General features: G+C 43.1%; 19 protein-coding genes and 1 riboswitch. Of the genes, 2 read left to right on the top strand and 17 right to left on the bottom strand.

The genetic code is table 11. The features are described from left to right. Positions 1 to 44: 44 nt before the first annotated feature. Complete coding sequence (locus tag MKY63_RS24935; protein WP_326047232.1) at positions 45 to 980, bottom strand: phosphate ABC transporter substrate-binding protein PstS family protein; 936 nt, start codon at positions 978 to 980, stop codon at positions 45 to 47. A 328-nt stretch (positions 981 to 1308) separates the two neighbouring features. Here MKY63_RS24935 and MKY63_RS24930 point away from each other — a divergent pair, with 328 nt between their 5' ends. Further along, positions 1309 to 2199 (top strand): LysR family transcriptional regulator, encoded by an 891-nt coding sequence (locus MKY63_RS24930; RefSeq protein ID WP_076223783.1) that lies wholly within the window; start codon positions 1309 to 1311, stop codon positions 2197 to 2199. A 50-nt stretch (positions 2200 to 2249) separates the two neighbouring features. On the opposite strand, the gene MKY63_RS24925 is transcribed toward MKY63_RS24930, so the two are convergent. The 15 genes from MKY63_RS24925 to queF all read right to left on the bottom strand — a co-directional run bounded on the left by MKY63_RS24925 (position 2250) and on the right by queF (position 17489). Beyond that, entirely contained in the window at positions 2250 to 3239 is a 990-nt protein-coding gene (locus tag MKY63_RS24925) for a substrate-binding domain-containing protein (protein WP_036687526.1), read from the bottom strand. Beyond that, positions 3236 to 5020 (bottom strand): sensor histidine kinase, encoded by a 1785-nt coding sequence (locus tag MKY63_RS24920; RefSeq protein ID WP_339810147.1) that lies wholly within the window; start codon positions 5018 to 5020, stop codon positions 3236 to 3238. The genes MKY63_RS24925 and MKY63_RS24920 overlap by 4 nt, the downstream gene beginning before the upstream one ends. After that, positions 5017 to 6627 carry a response regulator gene (locus MKY63_RS24915; protein ID WP_076143592.1) on the bottom strand — a complete coding sequence of 537 codons (1611 nt, stop codon included), beginning with the start codon at positions 6625 to 6627 and terminating at the stop codon, positions 5017 to 5019. Before MKY63_RS24915 ends, MKY63_RS24920 begins: the two co-directional genes overlap by 4 nt. Before the next feature lie 80 nt (positions 6628 to 6707). Continuing rightward, entirely contained in the window at positions 6708 to 7688 is a 981-nt protein-coding gene (locus tag MKY63_RS24910) for an ABC transporter substrate-binding protein (RefSeq protein ID WP_076143590.1), read from the bottom strand. A 60-nt stretch (positions 7689 to 7748) separates the two neighbouring features. Then, entirely contained in the window at positions 7749 to 8702 is a 954-nt protein-coding gene (locus tag MKY63_RS24905) for an ABC transporter permease (RefSeq protein ID WP_036687770.1), read from the bottom strand. 71 nt (positions 8703 to 8773) lie between these two features. Further along, complete coding sequence (locus MKY63_RS24900) at positions 8774 to 10273, bottom strand: sugar ABC transporter ATP-binding protein (protein ID WP_036687534.1); 1500 nt, start codon at positions 10271 to 10273, stop codon at positions 8774 to 8776. A 224-nt stretch (positions 10274 to 10497) separates the two neighbouring features. Beyond that, the gene (locus tag MKY63_RS24895) at positions 10498 to 11343 is read right to left on the bottom strand and encodes a class I SAM-dependent methyltransferase (RefSeq protein ID WP_076099090.1); all 846 of its coding nucleotides are present in this window, start codon (positions 11341 to 11343) and stop codon (positions 10498 to 10500) included. A 32-nt stretch (positions 11344 to 11375) separates the two neighbouring features. Further along, entirely contained in the window at positions 11376 to 12290 is a 915-nt protein-coding gene (locus MKY63_RS24890; protein WP_036687536.1) for a DMT family transporter, read from the bottom strand. 142 nt (positions 12291 to 12432) lie between these two features. Continuing rightward, positions 12433 to 13569: a zinc-dependent alcohol dehydrogenase gene (locus tag MKY63_RS24885; protein WP_076142193.1), complete on the bottom strand. Its 1137-nt coding sequence runs from the start codon at positions 13567 to 13569 to the stop codon at positions 12433 to 12435. Between the two features lie 81 nt (positions 13570 to 13650). Next, complete coding sequence (locus MKY63_RS24880) at positions 13651 to 14469, bottom strand: VanW family protein (RefSeq protein WP_076142194.1); 819 nt, start codon at positions 14467 to 14469, stop codon at positions 13651 to 13653. Beyond that, complete coding sequence (locus MKY63_RS24875; protein ID WP_036687540.1) at positions 14470 to 14991, bottom strand: cysteine hydrolase family protein; 522 nt, start codon at positions 14989 to 14991, stop codon at positions 14470 to 14472. A gap of 135 nt (positions 14992 to 15126) precedes the next feature. Continuing rightward, the gene (gene queE, locus MKY63_RS24870; protein WP_339810141.1) at positions 15127 to 15849 is read right to left on the bottom strand and encodes a 7-carboxy-7-deazaguanine synthase QueE; all 723 of its coding nucleotides are present in this window, start codon (positions 15847 to 15849) and stop codon (positions 15127 to 15129) included. Then, positions 15842 to 16324, bottom strand: a complete 483-nt coding sequence (locus MKY63_RS24865) for a 6-carboxytetrahydropterin synthase (RefSeq protein ID WP_036687544.1) — start codon at positions 16322 to 16324, stop codon at positions 15842 to 15844. The genes queE and MKY63_RS24865 overlap by 8 nt, the downstream gene beginning before the upstream one ends. Continuing rightward, positions 16324 to 16986, bottom strand: coding sequence for a 7-cyano-7-deazaguanine synthase QueC (gene queC, locus MKY63_RS24860; RefSeq protein WP_076316483.1), 663 nt, complete (start codon positions 16984 to 16986; stop codon positions 16324 to 16326). The genes MKY63_RS24865 and queC overlap by 1 nt, the downstream gene beginning before the upstream one ends. Positions 16987 to 17015: 29 nt before the next feature. Beyond that, positions 17016 to 17489: a preQ(1) synthase gene (gene queF, locus MKY63_RS24855; RefSeq protein WP_036687775.1), complete on the bottom strand. Its 474-nt coding sequence runs from the start codon at positions 17487 to 17489 to the stop codon at positions 17016 to 17018. Between the two features lie 163 nt (positions 17490 to 17652). Then, positions 17653 to 17696, bottom strand: a riboswitch (PreQ1 riboswitch). A gap of 265 nt (positions 17697 to 17961) precedes the next feature. On the opposite strand from queF, the gene MKY63_RS24850 reads away from it, so the two are divergent. Next, positions 17962 to 18297, top strand: a complete 336-nt coding sequence (locus MKY63_RS24850; protein WP_036687547.1) for a hypothetical protein — start codon at positions 17962 to 17964, stop codon at positions 18295 to 18297. A 63-nt stretch (positions 18298 to 18360) separates the two neighbouring features. On the opposite strand, the gene murB is transcribed toward MKY63_RS24850, so the two are convergent. Beyond that, on the bottom strand, positions 18361 to 19272 hold the full coding sequence (gene murB, locus MKY63_RS24845; RefSeq protein WP_076106777.1) for a UDP-N-acetylmuramate dehydrogenase: 912 nt from the start codon (positions 19270 to 19272) through the stop codon (positions 18361 to 18363). Positions 19273 to 19359 lie beyond the last annotated feature (87 nt).

The raw sequence follows: 19359 nt of genomic DNA, 5'->3' as shown, positions 1-19359 counted from the left end.
CTAATCACTTGAGATTCTAATCAATAACATTGCCTAGAATTTAATTACTTAGCGGTAACATTTCCTGCAACGTCGCGAACAACTTGCATTTTAACAGCTGGGATGTATCCAAGTTCAACAACTTCACCTGTTTGCACTTCGTCAGTTAAGAAAAAGTCGAGGAATGCTTTTACTGTTGCGTTAGGTTCACCATTTGTGTACATATGCTCGTAAGCCCACACTGGGTATTTACCCGAAACAACATTGTCAACAGATGCTTCTACACCGTCAAGACTAAGTGTTTTAATGGAATCATCCAGGTAAGAAAGAGCAAGGTATCCGATTGCCCCTGGAGTTTCACCGATCATTTTCTTAACCGTACCGGAGGAATCTTCTTGAATCGAACCTGGGATATCTTCTGTTTTGGTTCCAAGTGCAAAGCTTTCAAAGGTTGCACGAGTACCGGAGCTGCCTGGACGGTTGATGATTTGGATTTTTTGATCCGCTCCGCCTACTTCAGACCAATTAGTGATTTTACCAGTGAAAATGTCCACCAGTTGTTGTTTAGTTAAGCTATCCACACCAGCATCAGGATGAGCTACTGCTGCGATCGCTACTACTGCTACTTGATGATCTACGAGTGCTGCTGCTTTTTCTGCATCTGCATCTTTTAATTTTTCTTCTGCGAATACGTCAGAGTTTCCGATATCTACTTGTTTCTCAGCTACTTGAGTAAGACCAGTACCACTGCCACCGCCTTGAACTTGAATGTCCACGCCAGTGTTTTTATCCATGAAATTCTCTGCTACCAGCTCAACCAAGGGTTGTAATGCTGTTGAACCTGAAGCCAGAATCGAACCACTTATTTCAGCGCCGCCGCTTCCTTCGTTAGTTGCTGCAGCGTTTCCTCCTGTGTTGTTTGCCCCGCCGTTACCGCAAGCCGATAGTGCCAGTACGCTTGTTAAAGCCAAAGTCATGATCCATGATTTTTTGAATTGCATTGTTTTGTCTCCTCCTAAATGGTTTGTTAGCATGGCTCCCTGATCAGTTCATACCAAACTGGCTTCGAAAGCTTTAACATGGTGTTGTGGAGCTTGGCCCCCATATGCATGGTTACTGTAAAAGTTCATCAAACGCATATGTTATATGTTGTCCGGGACTTCTTGGCCCCTCTGACTCTTCTTATTCTAGAGCTCGTTCGTTAGAGAAACTTCTTATCTTTGTAAAGTGAACGAAAAAAATACCAATATAAAGTGTATATCTGTATAGATATAATCTATAATGGAGATATAATTTGTAATCCAACTTAGCATTATGTGGAGGAAAGTCATGAATATTATGAAATTGAACATCGTAGTTCTAATTGAAAAATATAAAAAGGTAACCGATGTAGCCGCAGAATTAGGCCTTAAACAGCCTACTGTTTCTTTTCATATGAAGAATCTGGAGGCTGAGCTCGGAACCCCTCTATTTCTTTACCGCAGCGGAAGAGTGCTGCTTACGGATGCTGGGCGAGCCCTTTATCAATACGCCCTCAAAATCGTTTCCCTCACAGCAGAAGCTGAGCGTACAGTCAAACAATTTTCTTCTCCCTCAAAAGGAACATTAGAGCTGGAAGCCAGTTTTATTCCTGCAACTTATATTTTACCTAATGTGTTAATCCAATTCATGAAACTCTATCCGGGGATTAACAACTCCTTGACTGTTCAAAGCGATGCTTTGTTACGTGAACGTCTCCGTAGTCGGGATATTCAGATGGCTATTTTACATACTTCGGATTGGCAGGACGAATCTTTTGATTTTCAGCTTATTGTCCGTGATGAACCTGTCCTAATTTTTGCACCTGGTCATCCATTTGAAGACCTAAAGAAATTAACACCTGAACTAATTGCCAATGAGCCGTGGATTCAGCATGAGCAAGGATCTTGTTTACGGGGGTATGCCGATCAATGGGCACAATTCAATCAAATCCGTTTATGGAACCGATCCGAGTTGAATTCTCCAGAAGTGATTAAGCAGCTAGTTAGCGGGAGTGACTGTGTTGGCATATGTTCTAAAGCGGCTGTTAAAGCTGAGATTGAGCTAGGCAAGCTTAGCTATGCCAACCTACCAGGGATTTTGCCTGAAAGCGGCGGGTTTGTGCTCGGCTGGCGTAAAGATCATATTTTAACACCGTTGCAGCAATCCTTTGTTGACCTTGTTGAGTCTCTTACCCCTTAAACAAAGGGTAGCTCCTAAATCCACGAATGGTTTAAGGAGCTACCCTTTGTTTATTCTATAAAAGGAAACATTAATTTCTCATTTTCACTTAAATACATATTCTCCTTCGTGATGACCACGGAGCCTGTGTCTATTATCTGTTCCACTTCCTCACCCTCAACAGCTTCAATCGCCGTCTTCACAGCTAAGTACCCCATATTAAAGGGCTTCTGCATGACCGTGCCAAGCAAAATCCCTTTTTCGAGGAGCTTCACCTCATTGCTAGAATTGTCGAACCCAAACAATTTCACTTTGTCCTGAAATCCCATATCCATAATCGCCTCCCCAGCACCTAGTGTAGAAGGTTCATTAAGACCGATTATTCCCTTTAAATTTGGCTCGTCCTTTAGCAAATCAATAGTTAACTGATACGCTTTTCGCACGGAACCATCACTGTATAATGTAGGCTGCACATCATGAACTCCATTTTCTAAAAGGGCGTCACGAGCTCCTCTTTCCCTCTCTATTGCTGTCGCAGAGCCTTGTACAAAGTTAACGATGGCGACTTTATCCTCTGGATCGATATATTTTCTTAACTCCTGCCCTGCCTTACGTCCTGCTTCATAATTATCCGTAGCAATAAAACTCTCTGATACACCACCGCTCAAGCCCGAATCTACAGTAATAAGCGTAATGCCAGCTGATTTGATCTTTTCCGCGATTGGAATGAGGCGATAATAATCCGTAGCAGATAAAATAATGGCGTCAGGCTTCTCCTTAATTGCTTGCTCCAACAGTTCTATTTGTTGATCTACATCAAGCTCTGTATCCGTTCCAACCGTGCGAACCTCTGCACCGAACTCCTTAGCCGCTGTTGCCACACCTTGTTTCATCACTTCCCAGAATTCAATACTGCTATCGATAGTCTTGGGCACATAAATAATGGTCCTAACCTTTGCGTCAAGCTCATTTGCAAACATACGATAGGCTAATGAACCCAAAGTAACAATGAAGAGCAGCAACAGAGTATACAGGCCAATTTTTGACCGTAATGCGCTCATTGACTCTCCTCCTCATAAATTACAGGTATTCGTAAAGTGGCCGTCGTTCCTTCCTCCATCTCGCTTGTAAAAGACAAACCGTATTTCACACCGAAATACAGCTGGACACGATGGTTCACATTTGCGACACCTACACCGCTGCCAGTCTTGAAATCTGATTTTTGCAGCAGTACCTTACCCATCTGCTCTTCATCCATCCCAATACCGTCATCAATGATCTGTACGATAATATCGTTCTGTTCTTGTCTTGCCCGGATCAGAATGTGCCCTTGCTCAGGATTATGTTTTATGCCGTGATAGATCGCATTTTCAACCAAAGGCTGAAGTACCATTTTTAAAATGCTGCAGGTTAGGATATCTTCTTGTATCTCTATGGAATAAGTGAATTTATTACGATAACGCATGTTCTGAATCGTTAAATAGTGCCGAATATGCTCTAATTCTTTGGCCAGCGGAATCAATTCCTCACCCTCACCAATTGTTGAACGGAGCAGCTTGGATAGAGATGAAGTCATCTCCACCACTTCCTCCATCTTTCCTGTCTCTGCCATCCAAATAATCGAATCAAGTGTATTGTACAAAAAGTGAGGTTTAATCTGCGCTTGCAGCGCCTTCAGTTCACTGACACGCTTCATCTCTTGCTCCAAGACGATCTGACCCATTAACTCTTTAATCTTCATGATCATAAGATTAAACGTACGAGCAAGCTTGCCGATTTCATTCGTGCTCTCAATCTCTACGCGTATGTCGAACTCTCCACGTTCCGCTTTTTTCATATTCAGCTCCAAATTCTTCAGCGGTTTGGTCAGTGCGTAAGAGAGAAAAATCGATATAGCCATAGCAAAAATCAAACTAATTGCTCCCCATAAGGCGGCAGTTCCTTGCATACGTTGCTTGTTCGCGACCAAATCATCCGGATAAGTGACTCCAACTATTTTCCAGCCAAAGCTTGTAGTGTCCACAGTGTACAGTTTCTGGTCATTCCCCGTGTTAACCGTAACAGATCCATTTTTGATCCCAAGAACCGTCTCCAATTGTTCGAACTTGAGCTGGGAGTAGATCAACTGCTGTTGTGGATGATAGACAAGGCTGCCTGCGGGATCGACAATAAAAACATAACCGCGCTTTCCCAGTTCGATTTGTTTACATAGATTATTAATTACACTGTAATTGAGATCTACGAGCAGTACACCTTGTTGATCCGCTTCCGTCATAGCATTCGCATTCGTGAGTTTTCGGCTGATCGAGACTACCCACCGGTATTCATCTTGAAAGATGTGCTGCACATGTGAGGAAGAAACTGCAACGTCAAGTTGATTCATAGCTTTTTGATACCAATCTTGAGCTATTAGTTCAGGAAGCGGTTTCAAAATAGCATGCTGTCGATCCGAAACAGTCATGCCATCTGAGCCTGCATATAATATAGAGGAAATATCCGAGCGGGATTGAACGACTGACCGGAGATAATGACTGGCAAGCAGTTTATTCTTAAGCGCTTCTTCTTCATCTAATTTCGAGCCTTTTATATATTTCTCTAGATCACTGCTAGTTAACACCAGAGCAGCTATGCTCTCCATATTACCAATGTAATTCTCGATATTTAGTTTTACTTGTTCTATTAATTGTGAAGTATAGGCTACAGAATTGCCCTTGACCGCGGCTGAGGACAGGCGATAGGAAGTATAACTCAGGACAATAGTTGTGCAGAGGATAAGAAGTGAAAAGGAGACAGCAATACTAGTATGAATACTTCGGCTGCGGAAAAAGCGCTGTGATCTCATAGAGAGAGATTCTCCTTCTGCCGGTGTCGATATTCCTTCGGTGTGCTTCCTACATTACGTTTGAAAATAACACTAAAATACTGTGGATCAGCATAACCAACTCTGGCAGCGATATCATATGTCTTCAACTGCGTGACGGTAAGGAGTTCTTTTGCTTTTTCCAAACGGAGTCGAGTCAGATACTCTATAAATGTTTCACCGGTATGCTGTTTAAAAGTTGCACTGAAATAACTGATGCTCATAAAAATATGGCTACACAGCTCATTGAGTGAAAAGCTGTCATTACAATAATTCTCGCGAATATAAGCTTCTGCGGCTTGCATCTGAGAAGTCCGAACCGTTGTTCTCTGTTCCGATAGTTTAAGTATCAGCTCATGGCAAGTCCTCTCCAGATAATTTCTAGCTTCATCTAAAGTCTTAAGCGCAGCAACCTCTGCAAACATATTATGCGAAACAACTACTGTATTTGGGAAGCCGATGTCGACCACATAATTCATCAAAGAAACCAGCAGCTGATAGATGCTGCTACGGCAGCCTTCTATAGAGGAGGTATTACTTTTAAGCTCCTGAAACCACTTCAATAGAATTTCCGATACAGCAGAAGCTTTACCTGTCTTTAAAGCGGATATGAATTGCTTTTCCCATGAGGTGAAATGCGCCTGATCCAATCCCTTGCCAAACTCAAGATCCTGTATGGAGATAACTTTATCTATGCCTAAAAGGTAACGATATTCTATGGAGGAGACCGCTTCTTGGAAGGATAGTGGAATTTGTTGCAAATTATTATATTTTCTACCGATGCCTATGGTTGATGACAGCTTCAAATATTTATTTAAGCTACTCTGGACTTGCTCTGCGAGAAGCTGCGTTGCTACTTCTAACGCCTCTGAATTGCCGGATAATATCGCAGCGATTTTTCCATCTCTCGTCTGGAATACCACTCCGTCTTGCTCTTTCTCCAGCTGCTCTTGAACAATGTTAAAGGCGCCGAAACGCAGTAGCTCTGCATCGAAAGTTATGTTCTGGCTTCGTTTCTCCAGTTCTATATCTATAACGAGCGCAAGGTACACTTGACCCTGCAACTGAATATGAAAATAACTCAATTTATTCTCGATTTCTTCGCTTTTCATTCGAGTAGTTACCAGCTGCTCCAAGAATCGTTCCCGCAGCAATGGAAGACTCTGATTAAGTTGCATACGAAGCTTAACTAAATTCGCTTTTTGTAAATGCTCTTCATCTAAATCCTGCTTCATCTTACTTAGAAATTCAGCAAACTCACGTGCATTAATCGGTTTTAATAAGTACTCAGTCACCTTCAGTGTTATGGCCTGCTTCGCATATTCGAAGTCTTCATATCCAGTGATGATAATGACCTTCATATCCCGGTACCTATCCATCACAGCTCTGGCCAATCCCAGTCCATCCATAAAAGGCATACAAATATCAGTAATAATTACGTCAGGCCGATGCTGCTCGATTGCTTCCAGTGCATCTCTGCCATTATCGAAATCACCAACCAGCTCAAACCCATATTTACTCCATGTAATCTTCTGTTTGATCCCTTCGCGAACCTCATCTTCATCATCAACCAGAATTATCTTATACATCCAACACCTCCACAACTTTAAACTTATCAGCATAAGCATAATAGAGGCCGCCTGCGTGAGGCAACCTCTATTATTAAACTCTATTCGTATAGTAGAGGTTTGATCTCATCGGAATCCATATTGTTTTTATCATACCAGTGGAACCCCGTGTCGATGTTCTTTTCAACCGCTTCCCCTTTAATCGCTTGCACAGCTGCCTTCACAGCTTGATAGCCAATACCAATGGGGTCTTGTGTAACAGCGCCAGCCACAACACCACTGCGGATAGCATCCATCAACTGCTTGCCAGAGTCAAAGCCGACGACTACGATCTTACCATTCATTTGCAATTCATTTACTGCATTAGCCACACCTACAGCAGAACCTTCGTTAGAGCCATAGATTCCTTTCAGATCCGGATTTGCCTGCATCATCGCTTTCGCAAGGTCTGTGGACTTTAACTGATCTCCACCCCCATATTGCGGCTCTAACACTTGAATATCCGGATATTTTGCTTTCATTTGTTCCAAGAAGCCATCGCGACGCTGTTGCCCTGTGCTGCTCGTTTGGTCATGTATGACAAGGCCCACTTTACCTTTCTTGCCAATCAGTTCAGCCATTTTATCTGCGGCCAAAGCAGCTGCTGCTTTATTGTTAGTCGCTGCTGTTGCTACAGGGATATCACTGTCTACACCAGAGTCGAAGCCGATGACCGGAATCTTATTTTCCTTTGCCTTTTCTAGATAAGGAATCGCAGCCTTGCTGTCTAGTGCGGCTAGCGCAATTGCTGCTGGCTTCTTGTCGAGAGCTGTTTGCAGCATCTCAATTTGTTTATCCACCTGACTCTCATTTTCTGGACCTTCGAAGGTAATCTCAACATCAAATTCCTTAGCAGCTTTCTCCGCTCCTTGCTTCACCGCTTGCCAGAATTGATGCTGGAAACCTTTTGATATGACTGGAATGTACGGTTTGTCTGAACCGGATGCACTCTTGTTACTATCATTGTTGTTACATGCACTCAGCGATGTAGTGACTAATAACAGACAGGCAAGCATGATAAACCCTCTACGACGCAGTTTCATTTGAATCTTCCCCCTCGTCATTTGCTTTGTATATCACTCCGGATGGAGATCATACCAAGTTTATTGCTTACGGCGGCGTAGAATATCAGCGTAAACCGCAATGATGATTACAACACCGACAATGACCGTCCGCCATTCCTGAGCCACGGACATAATCTGCAAGCCATTCGTCAGCACACTCATAATCAGTGCGCCAATAATCGTGCCTAGAATAGAACCTACACCTCCACTTAAGGAAGTTCCGCCAATGACCACTGCCGCAATAGCCTCTAGTTCATAACCGGTGCCCAGTGATGGCTGTGCTGAATTCAAACGTGATGCCATCAGGATACCTGCGATTCCGCTAAAGATCCCTGTAATGGAATAGATAATAATCTTCCATTTGACTGTGTTCACACCTGATAAGCGAGTAGCTTCTTCATTACTGCCAAGCGCGAAGTTGTAACGCCCAATAATCGTCTTAGACAAGATTATGCTTGCGATCATACCGAGTAATAAGAAGATAACGATGGTATTGGGTATACCGGGGATCATTTTACCCATAGCGATCTTGGCGAAGATCGGATCATCGTTGAAATAAATGGGTTTGGCTCCTGTAATGACAAGCGACAAGCCTTTGGTGACCATCATAATCGCCAGAGTGGCGATGAAGGGTGGAATGTTCATCTTCGCCACCATCAAACCGCTGATAAAGCCGCACAGTGCTCCAGCCAGAATCCCACCTACAATACCTAACGGGACGGGCAGACCCCAGAAGGTAATAATGACTCCAACCATAACAGATGAGAATGTCATTACAGTACCCAGAGCGAGGTCGATGCCACCCGTAATAATAACAAAGGTAGCTCCAAGCGCTAATACTCCGATTACAGCTGTAGAAACTAGAATTCCGACAAGATTTGAGAATTGAAAAAAGTTACTGGAGGATAAAGAGAATACGATGACCAATATGATCAGACTGGCAAATGCCAATAATTTTTGTTTGAATCCGGATTGCCCTCCCGTTTGCTTCATACCCGCTGGCTGACTAATCTCTTTATCCGCGATCTTCATAGTCCTGACACCTCCGGTTAACTCTTGAACAGTTATGAACGTTTCGTCGCATATTTCATAATCGCCTCCTGCGATGCTTCTTCTGCGGGGAGTTCTCCTGTTATACGCCCTTCACACATAATGATAATCCGATGGCTCATTCTTAGAATCTCAGGAAGATCTGAAGAAATGATAATGATCGCCTTCCCTTGACTCGCAAGCTGATCCAGCAGCTTATAAATTTCACTTTTCGCGCCTACATCAATACCTCGTGTGGGCTCATCGAAGATGAGTACATCACAGTCTCTAGTCAACCACTTGCCGATGACCACTTTCTGTTGATTACCTCCGGACAGAAACTTAACCTTTTGACCTACACTTGGAGTTTTGGTGGCTAGCGCTTCAACATGCTGCTCCGCTGAGCTTCGCATCTCCCGCTCCTTCATCCAGCCAAATGAATTACGGAATTTATAAAAGGAGGCAATCGCATTATTCATGCTGATATCCATATCCACAAGCAGTCCGAAACGTTTACGGTCTTCGGACAAATACCCAATACCATGCTGTACCGCTTGATGTGGCTGACGTATACGAACCGATTTTCCATGGAGCATAATTTCACCCTCATCGATGGGATCGGCACCAAATACGGCACGAACAACCTCGGTACGTCCAGCTCCCATTAAACCAGCGAAGCCCAAAATCTCACCTTTATACAGATGAAAGCTAATATCCTTGAACGCATGCCCTCTAGAAAGATTCCGAACTTCTAAGACAACTTGCTGAGTCTGTTTCGCAATCGTTGGTTTCGACGTTTGATATAATTCACGTCCAACCATCATGCTGATGATCTGATCAATCGTTATTGAATCGGTACGAACGGTATCTACATAACAACCATCGCGCATAACTGTAATGCGGTCTGTAATTCGCTTCAATTCATCCATGCGGTGAGAGATATAAATAATTCCCACACCTTTATCTCGTAGCTGCTCAATCATTCGAAATAACTCGTTAATTTCTGTATCTGTTAACGCGGCGGTTGGTTCATCCATGATCAATACCTCGGCTTGGAAAGACAAGGCTTTAGCGATTTCAACCATTTGCTGATTAGCAACTGTCAGATCTGATACCAAAACTCTGGGATCCAGCTTCAGATTCATTTGATCAAACAAAACCTGAACTTTTCGGTTTATCTCTAAATCATCAACGAACCATTTCAGAGCTTTTCGCGGCTCTCGTCCAATGTAAATGTTCTGGGCGACCGTAAGATGAGGCATTAAATTCAATTCCTGATGGATGATACTAATTCCAAGCTCCTGTGCTTCACGGGTATTAACAATTTGCACTTCATTTCCCTTGTACCACATTTGACCAGCATCCTTGGAATAGACACCTGTCGCAATCTTCATAAGGGTAGACTTGCCAGCGCCATTTTCTCCTACTAACGCATGAACTTCTCCACGCTTCAGCTCAAATTGACATTCATTCAAAGCATGAACACCTGGGAAAAACTTGTTGATTCCCTCCATACGAAGCAACACTTCGTTCATTTTGATATCCACCTCAAATTCTTTGAGAATGCATTAACCCTTAAAGTAATCGCTTTCAATCCGGAATGTAAAATCATTGTATTCCCTATAAGTTGCCATTGTAATGGAATAATCTCCGTAAAAAAGTTTAAAATTTTATGTTTTACACAAAAAAAAGCTGAACCGAGAGCACCTCAGTTCAGCACAAATGTTATACCCTAAAAATCACATGTCAGCGATCCCTCTTACAGGCTTGCGCCATTTCCAGCCACCAATGTGAAGGTCTTAGGAATTCCCTTATCATACACGTCGGAAGATAGATTAGGTTCTTCTACTAATTGGCGGATCACTAGTCCGCTATTAGCTGCAGCGGTTACAATTTCTCCGAGTGTCCAGCGGCGCCAATACACAACACTATGCTCTTGTTCACCTGCTGGTGTACCTGTGGAAGGCAAATACTTGGAATAGGATACCTTCTTCTCTTCCAATGATGAGTCAAAATAATCTCCGTTTACTTTGTGTTTGCGTACCTTCGCAGTAGATCCCTTTGAGGAAATAAGCTTGGTCGTTACCGGATGAAAATCGCGGAGTACAAATACGCCTCCAGGAGAAAGCAATCGGCGAGCTGTTTCCATGAATAGTGTAAGGTTAGTAAAGTAATGAACAATTCCTAACTCCGCGAAGACGATGTCATATGAACCGTCAAGGACGTCTTCTGGTAGCTTAAGAATATCTGAGACGATATAGGTTAGTGGTACCCCTGCTTCTTGGGCAAGATCAGCCGCATATCGCGCATTGGCTTCCGAGAAGTCAGCAACCGTTACTTCCGCACCTAGTAATGAGAGTGCCACGGCCTTCATTCCGTTTGAGCCCATTAAATTCATCATTTTCTTCCCCTTCACCTCTCCAAAAAAAGAAAGGAGCGGGTAAAGCTTTGCACTTGGTTCCTTTATTAATTTTGCAGCTGCTTCTGACGGTGTACCAAACCGAGTTACCCAAGCGGTATAAGTATCTTCGTTCCAAAGCTCTTCGCTTGTTGGCACAGCGTTTTTTTCTGCCTGATTATTTGAATATTGATTCTGCTCTTCCATCCATTACTACCCCTTTATGTGTAAAATATCTGTTATGAAGCATTCTGAATGGCATCAGCCATCCGGATAGTTTTCCTTCTTCCCGCGTACAAATATACTGCGAGTCCAATCATAACGAGCAGCCCACCTGCCCATTGTAAGGTTGTTAGCTGTTCACCCAAGAGTAAATACGCTAAGATACTGGCACCCACTGGTTCTCCTAAAATGTTCATTGAAACCGTAGTCGCAGATACATATTGTAGTAACCAATTAAACAAAATATGGCCAAACACCGTTGGCACCACTGCTAACAATACAAAGATTCCCCATTCCTTGGCCGGATAATTAAAAAAGGAAATCCCCATGAACAGATTGTATACGGCGAACACGCCAGCGGCTGACAAGAAGACAATCAAGCTATATAAATAAGAGGGCATGCGCACCACTAGCTTTTGACCGATCAGCATATGTATAGCTACCGCCACAGTGCCTCCGACCGATAATAGATCACCTTTAAGATTATCTGCAGAGATTCCAATATCACCCCAGCCGATAAACACGACACCGCCAATTGCAATGCCAAGCCCTAGAATAGCAGACAGAGCTGTCTTTTCCTTATACAAAAAATAAACACCCAGCATAATAAATACAGGCTCCAGCGCCATGATCATTGTTGAACTAGCTACCGAAGTATACTTTAATGATCCCATCCATAGCAAAAAATGCAGCGCAAGCATTGCGCCTGAGAGGATGAGCATTAGCCAGTCTTTTTTACGAAGAGCAAAAGCAGCTCCACTATAGGGTCTTGCAAAAGGCAGCATCAGCAGTGAGGTAAATAATAATCTGTACATGCCTTGTATAGATGCAGGTGCATCAGACCATTTAATAAAAATGGCGGAAAAAGAGATGGCCACAATCCCTATCAACATTAATAGTGGAATCGGAAGTGGCGGTTTTTTAAGTTTCACATGTTACGCGTCCTTTCAATATCTTAAGTCACTTATGTTAATTTAACGCAGACCGTGAAAAAATGCATCTTTTTTCATAAGATTTCACTAAAAAAAGCACAAGCAATGTCATTTCTGACGAAAGCTCATGCTTCTTAAAAGGCTACGGCTTCAGAACAACCTTGATGCAATCTTCTTTTTTCTCACTAAAAACGTCATAGCCATGCTCCGCTTTACTAATTGGCAGGCGATGCGTAATGATATCTGTAGGATCAAATTTATTTTCTTTAATCATCTTATACAGCAACGGCATATAGTGAATCACCGGCGCTTGTCCCATCTTTAATGTGATGTTTCGTTCAAATAGCTGACCCAGCGGGAACATATTGTAATTAAGTCCATAGACCCCTACAAGCTGGATGGTTCCGAATTTACGTACGATATCCGCGGCCATTCTGAATGCACTGAGCGAGCCCCCTTGCAGCTTCAGAACCGTTTCCACTTTCTCCAAGGCAGATATTTTGGCATCTAGACCCACACAGTCAATAACCACATCTGCGCCCCCATGAGTGATCTCCTTCAAATGAGCCCCAATGTCCTTGATCTCTTCGAAGTTATAAACTTCAACATTATTGGTCAGCTTCGCATGTTGCAATCGGTAGCCGATATGGTCAACAGCAATGACTCTAGAGGCTCCTTTGATCCAGGCAAACTTTTGAGTTAGCAGTCCCACGGGCCCGCAGCCGAGAACAATGACCGTATCTCCCGGCTTCACTCCCCCGCTTTCTACTCCCCACCAAGCAGTAGGCACAATATCAGATAAGAAAAGAATTTTCTCATCTTCCATTTCTGCATCCTCCGGAACTACAAAAGGCCCAAAATTACCATAAGGTACCCGCAGCAATTCAGCTTGTCCGCCAGCAAAACCGCCATAAGTATCGGAATAACCAAGATAACCGCCTGTGTCCTTGGCGTCATTAGCATTGTCGCATTGGCTCTCCATCTCATGCTGGCAGAAAAAACACTGCCCACAGGCGACATTAAAGGGGATGATGACTCGGTCACCTTTTTTGACTCTAGTTACGTCAGGTCCCACTTCCTCAACAATCCCCATCGGCTCATGACCAATAACATAATCATCATGCATACCTGGAATTTCTCCGTTATAAATGTGCAGATCCGAGCCACAAATCGCCGTAGTGGTAATCCGAACAAGAATGTCATCTTTTTTCTCAAGCTTCGGATCAGCTACTTCTTTAACTTCCACTTTTTTCTTCCCTTGGTAGGTTAGTGCTTTCATGCTGTTAATCCGCTCCTTTGGAGATGGTCTAGAGATATAACGATCATACCTTTCTATGTTATATCCCTAAGCCCTAACCTCTTATCCATGAAGAAGCGGAGAATACATCATCAGTGCGTAATTATCAGTTACAGCTTCATCTCCAATTAGATCTCCAGATCGGGTATATACTTTTCGACTGATCTTATTACTGCGTATATATCCGCCCCAAGGCTCTAGACTAATCCTATGATCACTTTCGTATACTTCATAATCATAAAGCGCCTGCTCATTGCATCTCCATTCCCCGTGTAAATGGCTATCGTCCAGCCAGAGCTTTAGTTGATACGTTTGAGCGGTGTTATTTTTCAATTGAAGATCCAAATAGTTATAAGAACAGGTCGCCCCGCTTCCAAAAGGTTGTGTACGTTGTTCATCTGGAAATACATCATAGCTGTGACGATGCCGTTCCATAACGGTAAGTGGTGTGTGCAGTGCCATCCAATAGATCAGATTAGACAACTGGCATAAGCCTCCTCCAACCCCGGAATGAAAACCACCATAATGCAGCACCATACCCTCCAGATACCCTTTTCGTTTAGTGGGCTTACCAATACTTCTCCAGTAGGAAAAAGTCTCCCCCGGCTGCACAACAAGTCCATCCAGCTTCGCAATTGCCAGCCGTAAGTTAGTAATTTTATTGTATTGAAGCAGCATATCTACATTCCGAAGACTTCTTAATAACGGGGTAGCATGAGTCATAGCTGCATAAGATAATGTTTCATCCGTACGCTGCTTCGCTATTTTGCTTCGTCCAGTGTACCATTTCAAATATCTTTTCCAAATAAAATATCGTTTGCCAGCAAACAATCTAAGGCGAGAACGCTGAATAGGCTTCATGGCAGCCTGGGGTGTATTCATCTAGAACTGAACCTCGCTTTCAGCTCGTAACTGGGCGAATCTACCTCCAATTATCGCATTATGATGCTTTACGATCTCCCTACTACTCAGAACCCCATTATCAAAGGTGCTATGAGCATCTGAAACCAGTACACTTTTATATCCCATGCTGTATGCGCGTCTTATTGTCGTATCCAGACAGAATTCACTTTGCATCCCACAGATCACCAGATTCGTGATCCCGAGCTTTTGGAGTTCATCTTGCAATTCCGTTCGGTGAAAAGCATCCCAAGTAGGCTTCTCAACGATAACTTCGCCTTCCTGCGGTGTGATGCGGTGACTGATCTGCCAAGTGGGTGTACCTTTTGTGTACTCCTCATCTTCGGTATGTTGAATATACACAATAGGAGTACCTGCTAATCGAGCTTTTTGCTGAAGGGAGACAATCCTGTCCATCACACCCTCTTCATCGTACAGCTTTAGTTCATAGGAGAACATGGCTTCTTGAACATCGATAATTAATAATGCTGTTGATTGTTCCAAATGAATAACCTCCAAGAGCTTTTTTCAAAATCATACCAGAAACTGGGACAGACTATCTACCTACTAGAAGTTACAAATGTTAAAAATAAAAACCGAGCATCTGTAAGCAGATACCCGGACGATTTCATCAATCTTTTATTTGCCACGCTTATTATGCCAGATCAATGCATGCAGCTGTGGAAGTACACGAACCTTGTTCATATCCCAATCCACGATTACTTTATTAAACAACCACTCCAGCCTTCCCAGAAGTCGAGCAGAAATGTTGCCCTCTTCCGTGACATCATCATTACCAGGCTGCAGAAAGAGCTGCACATTCGGATATCGCTGGTGAACGTTTTTCGCATAATCAAAATCCTTATCATCAAACACTACGACCTTCAAGCTATGCGTAGAACGACCCAGTTTCTCCATCTTACTCATGATGTTATCTAGCATTTCCCAATTCGTTGTCATTCCTGAGCTTGGAGGTTTAGGACTGATTGTCAGCACATCCACGTCATTGAACCAATCCTGCCATTTACTCCCCTGAGTTTCTATCGCTGCTTTTATTCCACGCTCATGAAGCAGGTTGATGAAGGTACCCATTCCTTCACCAATCAAGGCAGGATTACCGCCTGAAATCGTAACACAGTCGAAATTATCTCCAGCTAACGCCAATAATTCATTTATGATTTCTTCTGCTTCCATCATGCGAACCTTATTCTTAGCCGTACCATCCCAAGTAAAAGCGGAGTCACACCAGCCGCAGCGATAATCGCAGCCATAGGTGCGGACAAACATCGTCTTCACTCCAATTACCGCACCTTCGCCTTGAATAGTTGGACCGAACATTTCAGTTACAGGAATCTTACTCACAGTCACAGCCTCCATACAAACGGTAGGATGGCCCTTCATCCGGAACATCTTCAGCCAGCACCTCTGCCCAAGAGGTTGGAGTCTCCCATAGCTTTACCGAGTATAAAGGCAATCCTGCTTGCTTAAGCTTGTAGGCAATATATGAAGACATATTCTCCACTGTGGTGCGGAAAGACAATAAGGCTACTTTGGAGCCCGTATTCGTTAACGTCTCTAACACAGGTTCATTTCCCATAGCAAGAAAAGCGTGATCTAAACGATCTACAAGGCTTTGTTGTACTGTCATTTTGATATCGCTGAAATCAATGACGAAGCCTTCATCCGAGTGGCCTTCCGCGGCCATAGGTTTGCCCTTAAGCACTACTTCGAGCTTATAAGTATGTCCGTGCAGATTGCTGCATTTCCCTTTGTGTCCCACTAACTGGTGTGCCGCATCGAACGTAAATATTTTGCAGACTGAAACCTCGTTAAGCATTAAGAGCCGGCCTCCATTCTCTCTGCCTCATATTGCTCAAGACCCCGCTGACGCAACTGACAGGCTGGACAAGTACCGCAGCCACTGCCAATAATACCGTTGTAACAGGTCAGTGTGTGTTCGCGAACATAATCAAAATACCCCAGTTGATCGGCCATTTTCCACGTTTCTTTTTTATCCAGCCACATTAGGGGAGTGTGGATCGCAAACTCATAGTCCATAGATAAGTTCAGCGTAACATTCAATGATTTCACAAAAACATCACGGCAGTCCGGATAACCGCTAAAGTCCGTTTGGCAAACCCCAGTGACGATATGGGAGTACCCCAGTTGTTTAGCTAATATTGCGGCAAAAGATAAAAACAACAAATTCCGTCCATCGACGAAAGTACTTGGAAGCTCATCCCCTTCCCCAGCCACGATATCTATATCCTGACGGGTAAGTGCATTGGGTGCCAGCTGATTAAGCAGCCCCAGATCAAGAATATGCTGTTTCACATTAAACTTAGCTGCTATCTCAGTTGCAACTTCGATTTCAGCCGCATGACGTTGATTATAGTTGAAGGTAACTACCTGCACTTCCTCATACTGCTGCAATGCCCAAACCAGGCAAGTGGTGCTATCTTGTCCGCCGCTGAATACGACGAGTGCTTTTTTGTTCATATGAATCTCTCCTTATCACAAGTTGGAATTTAGCGGTTGTCCACTTTTTCTGGATAGAGGTCGTGATTGATTAAGCGGTGTTCCGCCATCGCCTCATACTTCGTACCCGGTCTTCCATAGTTGCAATAAGGATCAATTGAAATGCCTCCGCGCGGAGTGAACTTGCCCCATACCTCAATGTAACGCGGATCCATCAATGAGATCAGATCATTCATAATAATGTTGACACAGTCCTCATGAAAGTCACCATGGTTGCGGAAGCTAAACAGATACAGCTTTAATGATTTGGATTCCACCATTTTTTGTTCAGGAATATACGAAATATACAGCGTGGCAAAATCCGGCTGACCCGTTACAGGACACAAGCTAGTGAACTCAGGGCAGTTGAATTTAACAAAATAATCACGTCCGGGATGTTTGTTATCAAACACCTCCAAAATGTCTGGATCATAACCAAACTTGTACTGTGTTCCCTGATTACCAAGCAAAGTAACTTCTTGCATTTCCTCTTTCAATCTTCCTTCTGACACGACAAAAAACCCCTCTCTTTTCCTTCGGCCTTGGCCGGTAATGGAAAGAAGAACGAGATTTCGAAAACTTGGCTCCACTAAGAAGAAACGGAAGCAACGTCCGGATAAAGGACAGCAACCGCTTGTACTGTTTAATATATTCTTAGTTTTTTATAGAGGGAGTTCGCGAACCTCTCCTGCACAACTTTAGTGCAGACTTCTTCTTAAAGCATAAAGCATATTGCGTCTTGAACTATACCATGGGTAGCCCGCTCCTGACAAGTTCTACTCTTTACGTACGTAGAGTTTATGAAGTTCAAAAACAATGCCATTTGATCGTGAATTTCTTTTTAATCACATGAATTATTCATATGATTAATTAAAATGTGGCAAAAAAAAGGATTCAAATCCTAAGAAAAGGGTAACTTATTCATAATAATCTTCGAGCTAAGGGTGGGAGCATTTTATGGAACAAAGTATACAGCAGCTTATGGATTGGCTTAACAATCATTTGAATGAAACAATCGCAATTGAAAAGAAAGAACTTCGTGATTTGGATAAAGTTCATTTCAATTTAGAGTCCGTAGATTTCCGGAGTGCAGACGATGTTATTGATGAATATCTTGGAAGTGCACTGATATTAAGAGGTTTCGGCAGCACACTTAACGCCGATGGTGAACTGGTATCCCTGCCACAATCCACTTATGATTTAGCTGTTGAAGGTCTTCAAATCGTAGACTTAGCCGACCGCAAGGCAGAAATAACTACGGACAGAGCTAATTACACCCTTTCAGTAGATTAAACGAACATGATTATGATAAGCAAAAAGAGCCCACAGCGATTGTGGGCTCTTTTTGCTTATCATTTATTCTTCTCCAATGATCTCCACTTCAGTTTCCAGCTCTACACCGAATTTATCCTTCACAGTCGCTCTTACATGGTGGATTAGCCCGATGTAATCACTGGCTGTTGCATTATCTGCATTCACAATAAATCCCGCATGCTTCTTGGATACCTCAGCACCGCCGATTCTTGTACCCTGTAAGCCGCTCTCTTGAATTAACTGACCTGCAAAACGGCCTGGAGGCCGCTTAAATACACTCCCACAGGATGGATACTCAAGCGGTTGCTTCGATTCACGTAAATAAGTTAGTTCATCCATTTTTGCCTTGATCGTTAAAACATCACCGGAAGTCATAGCAAATTTGGCCTCAAGTACAATGTACTCACCGCTTGCGAACACGCTTTTTCTGTAACCCCATTGCAGCTCATCTCCTTGCAGAGTTACCAACTGCCCGTTCTTATTTATAGCTAGTGCACTATGCAGGACATCTTTGATCTCGCCGCCATAAGCACCTGCATTCATATAAAGTGCTCCACCGACTGTTCCTGGAATGCCACAGGCGAATTCAAGACCCGTAAGCTCCTTATCAAGTGCATATCTGGAAACATCAATTATTTTGGCACCACATTGCGCATATAAGAGATTGTCGCGAATTCCCATTTCGGTCAGTCCTGCCGTTTGCAGAACGATCCCACGTACACCTCCATCACGGATAATCACATTGGAGCCATTCCCAAGTACCGTAAGGGTTATCCCATTTTGTTCTGCATATGTAACGATCTTTTGAATTTCATCATAAGTAGCTGGTGCAGCCAAAATATCAGCTTTGCCGCCCATTTTAGTGTACACGTGATCTTTTAAATTCTCATGACTTTTCACTATTCCTGCAGTCATTAACTGCTCTAGGTCATCTTGAATTTTGTCAATATTCATGTTTTCATGCTCCTTTAACCATGTATAAATGATGGTCCTTGATCTATTTTAAAGAGTTATTATGAAATTGTAGGCAACCACAACTGT

It is taken from the genome of Paenibacillus sp. FSL R7-0189 (assembly GCF_037969925.1).
Taxonomy (GTDB): Bacteria; Bacillota; Bacilli; order Paenibacillales; family Paenibacillaceae; genus Paenibacillus_AQ; species Paenibacillus_AQ odorifer.
This window is presented reverse-complemented; position numbering and strand designations above follow the sequence as displayed.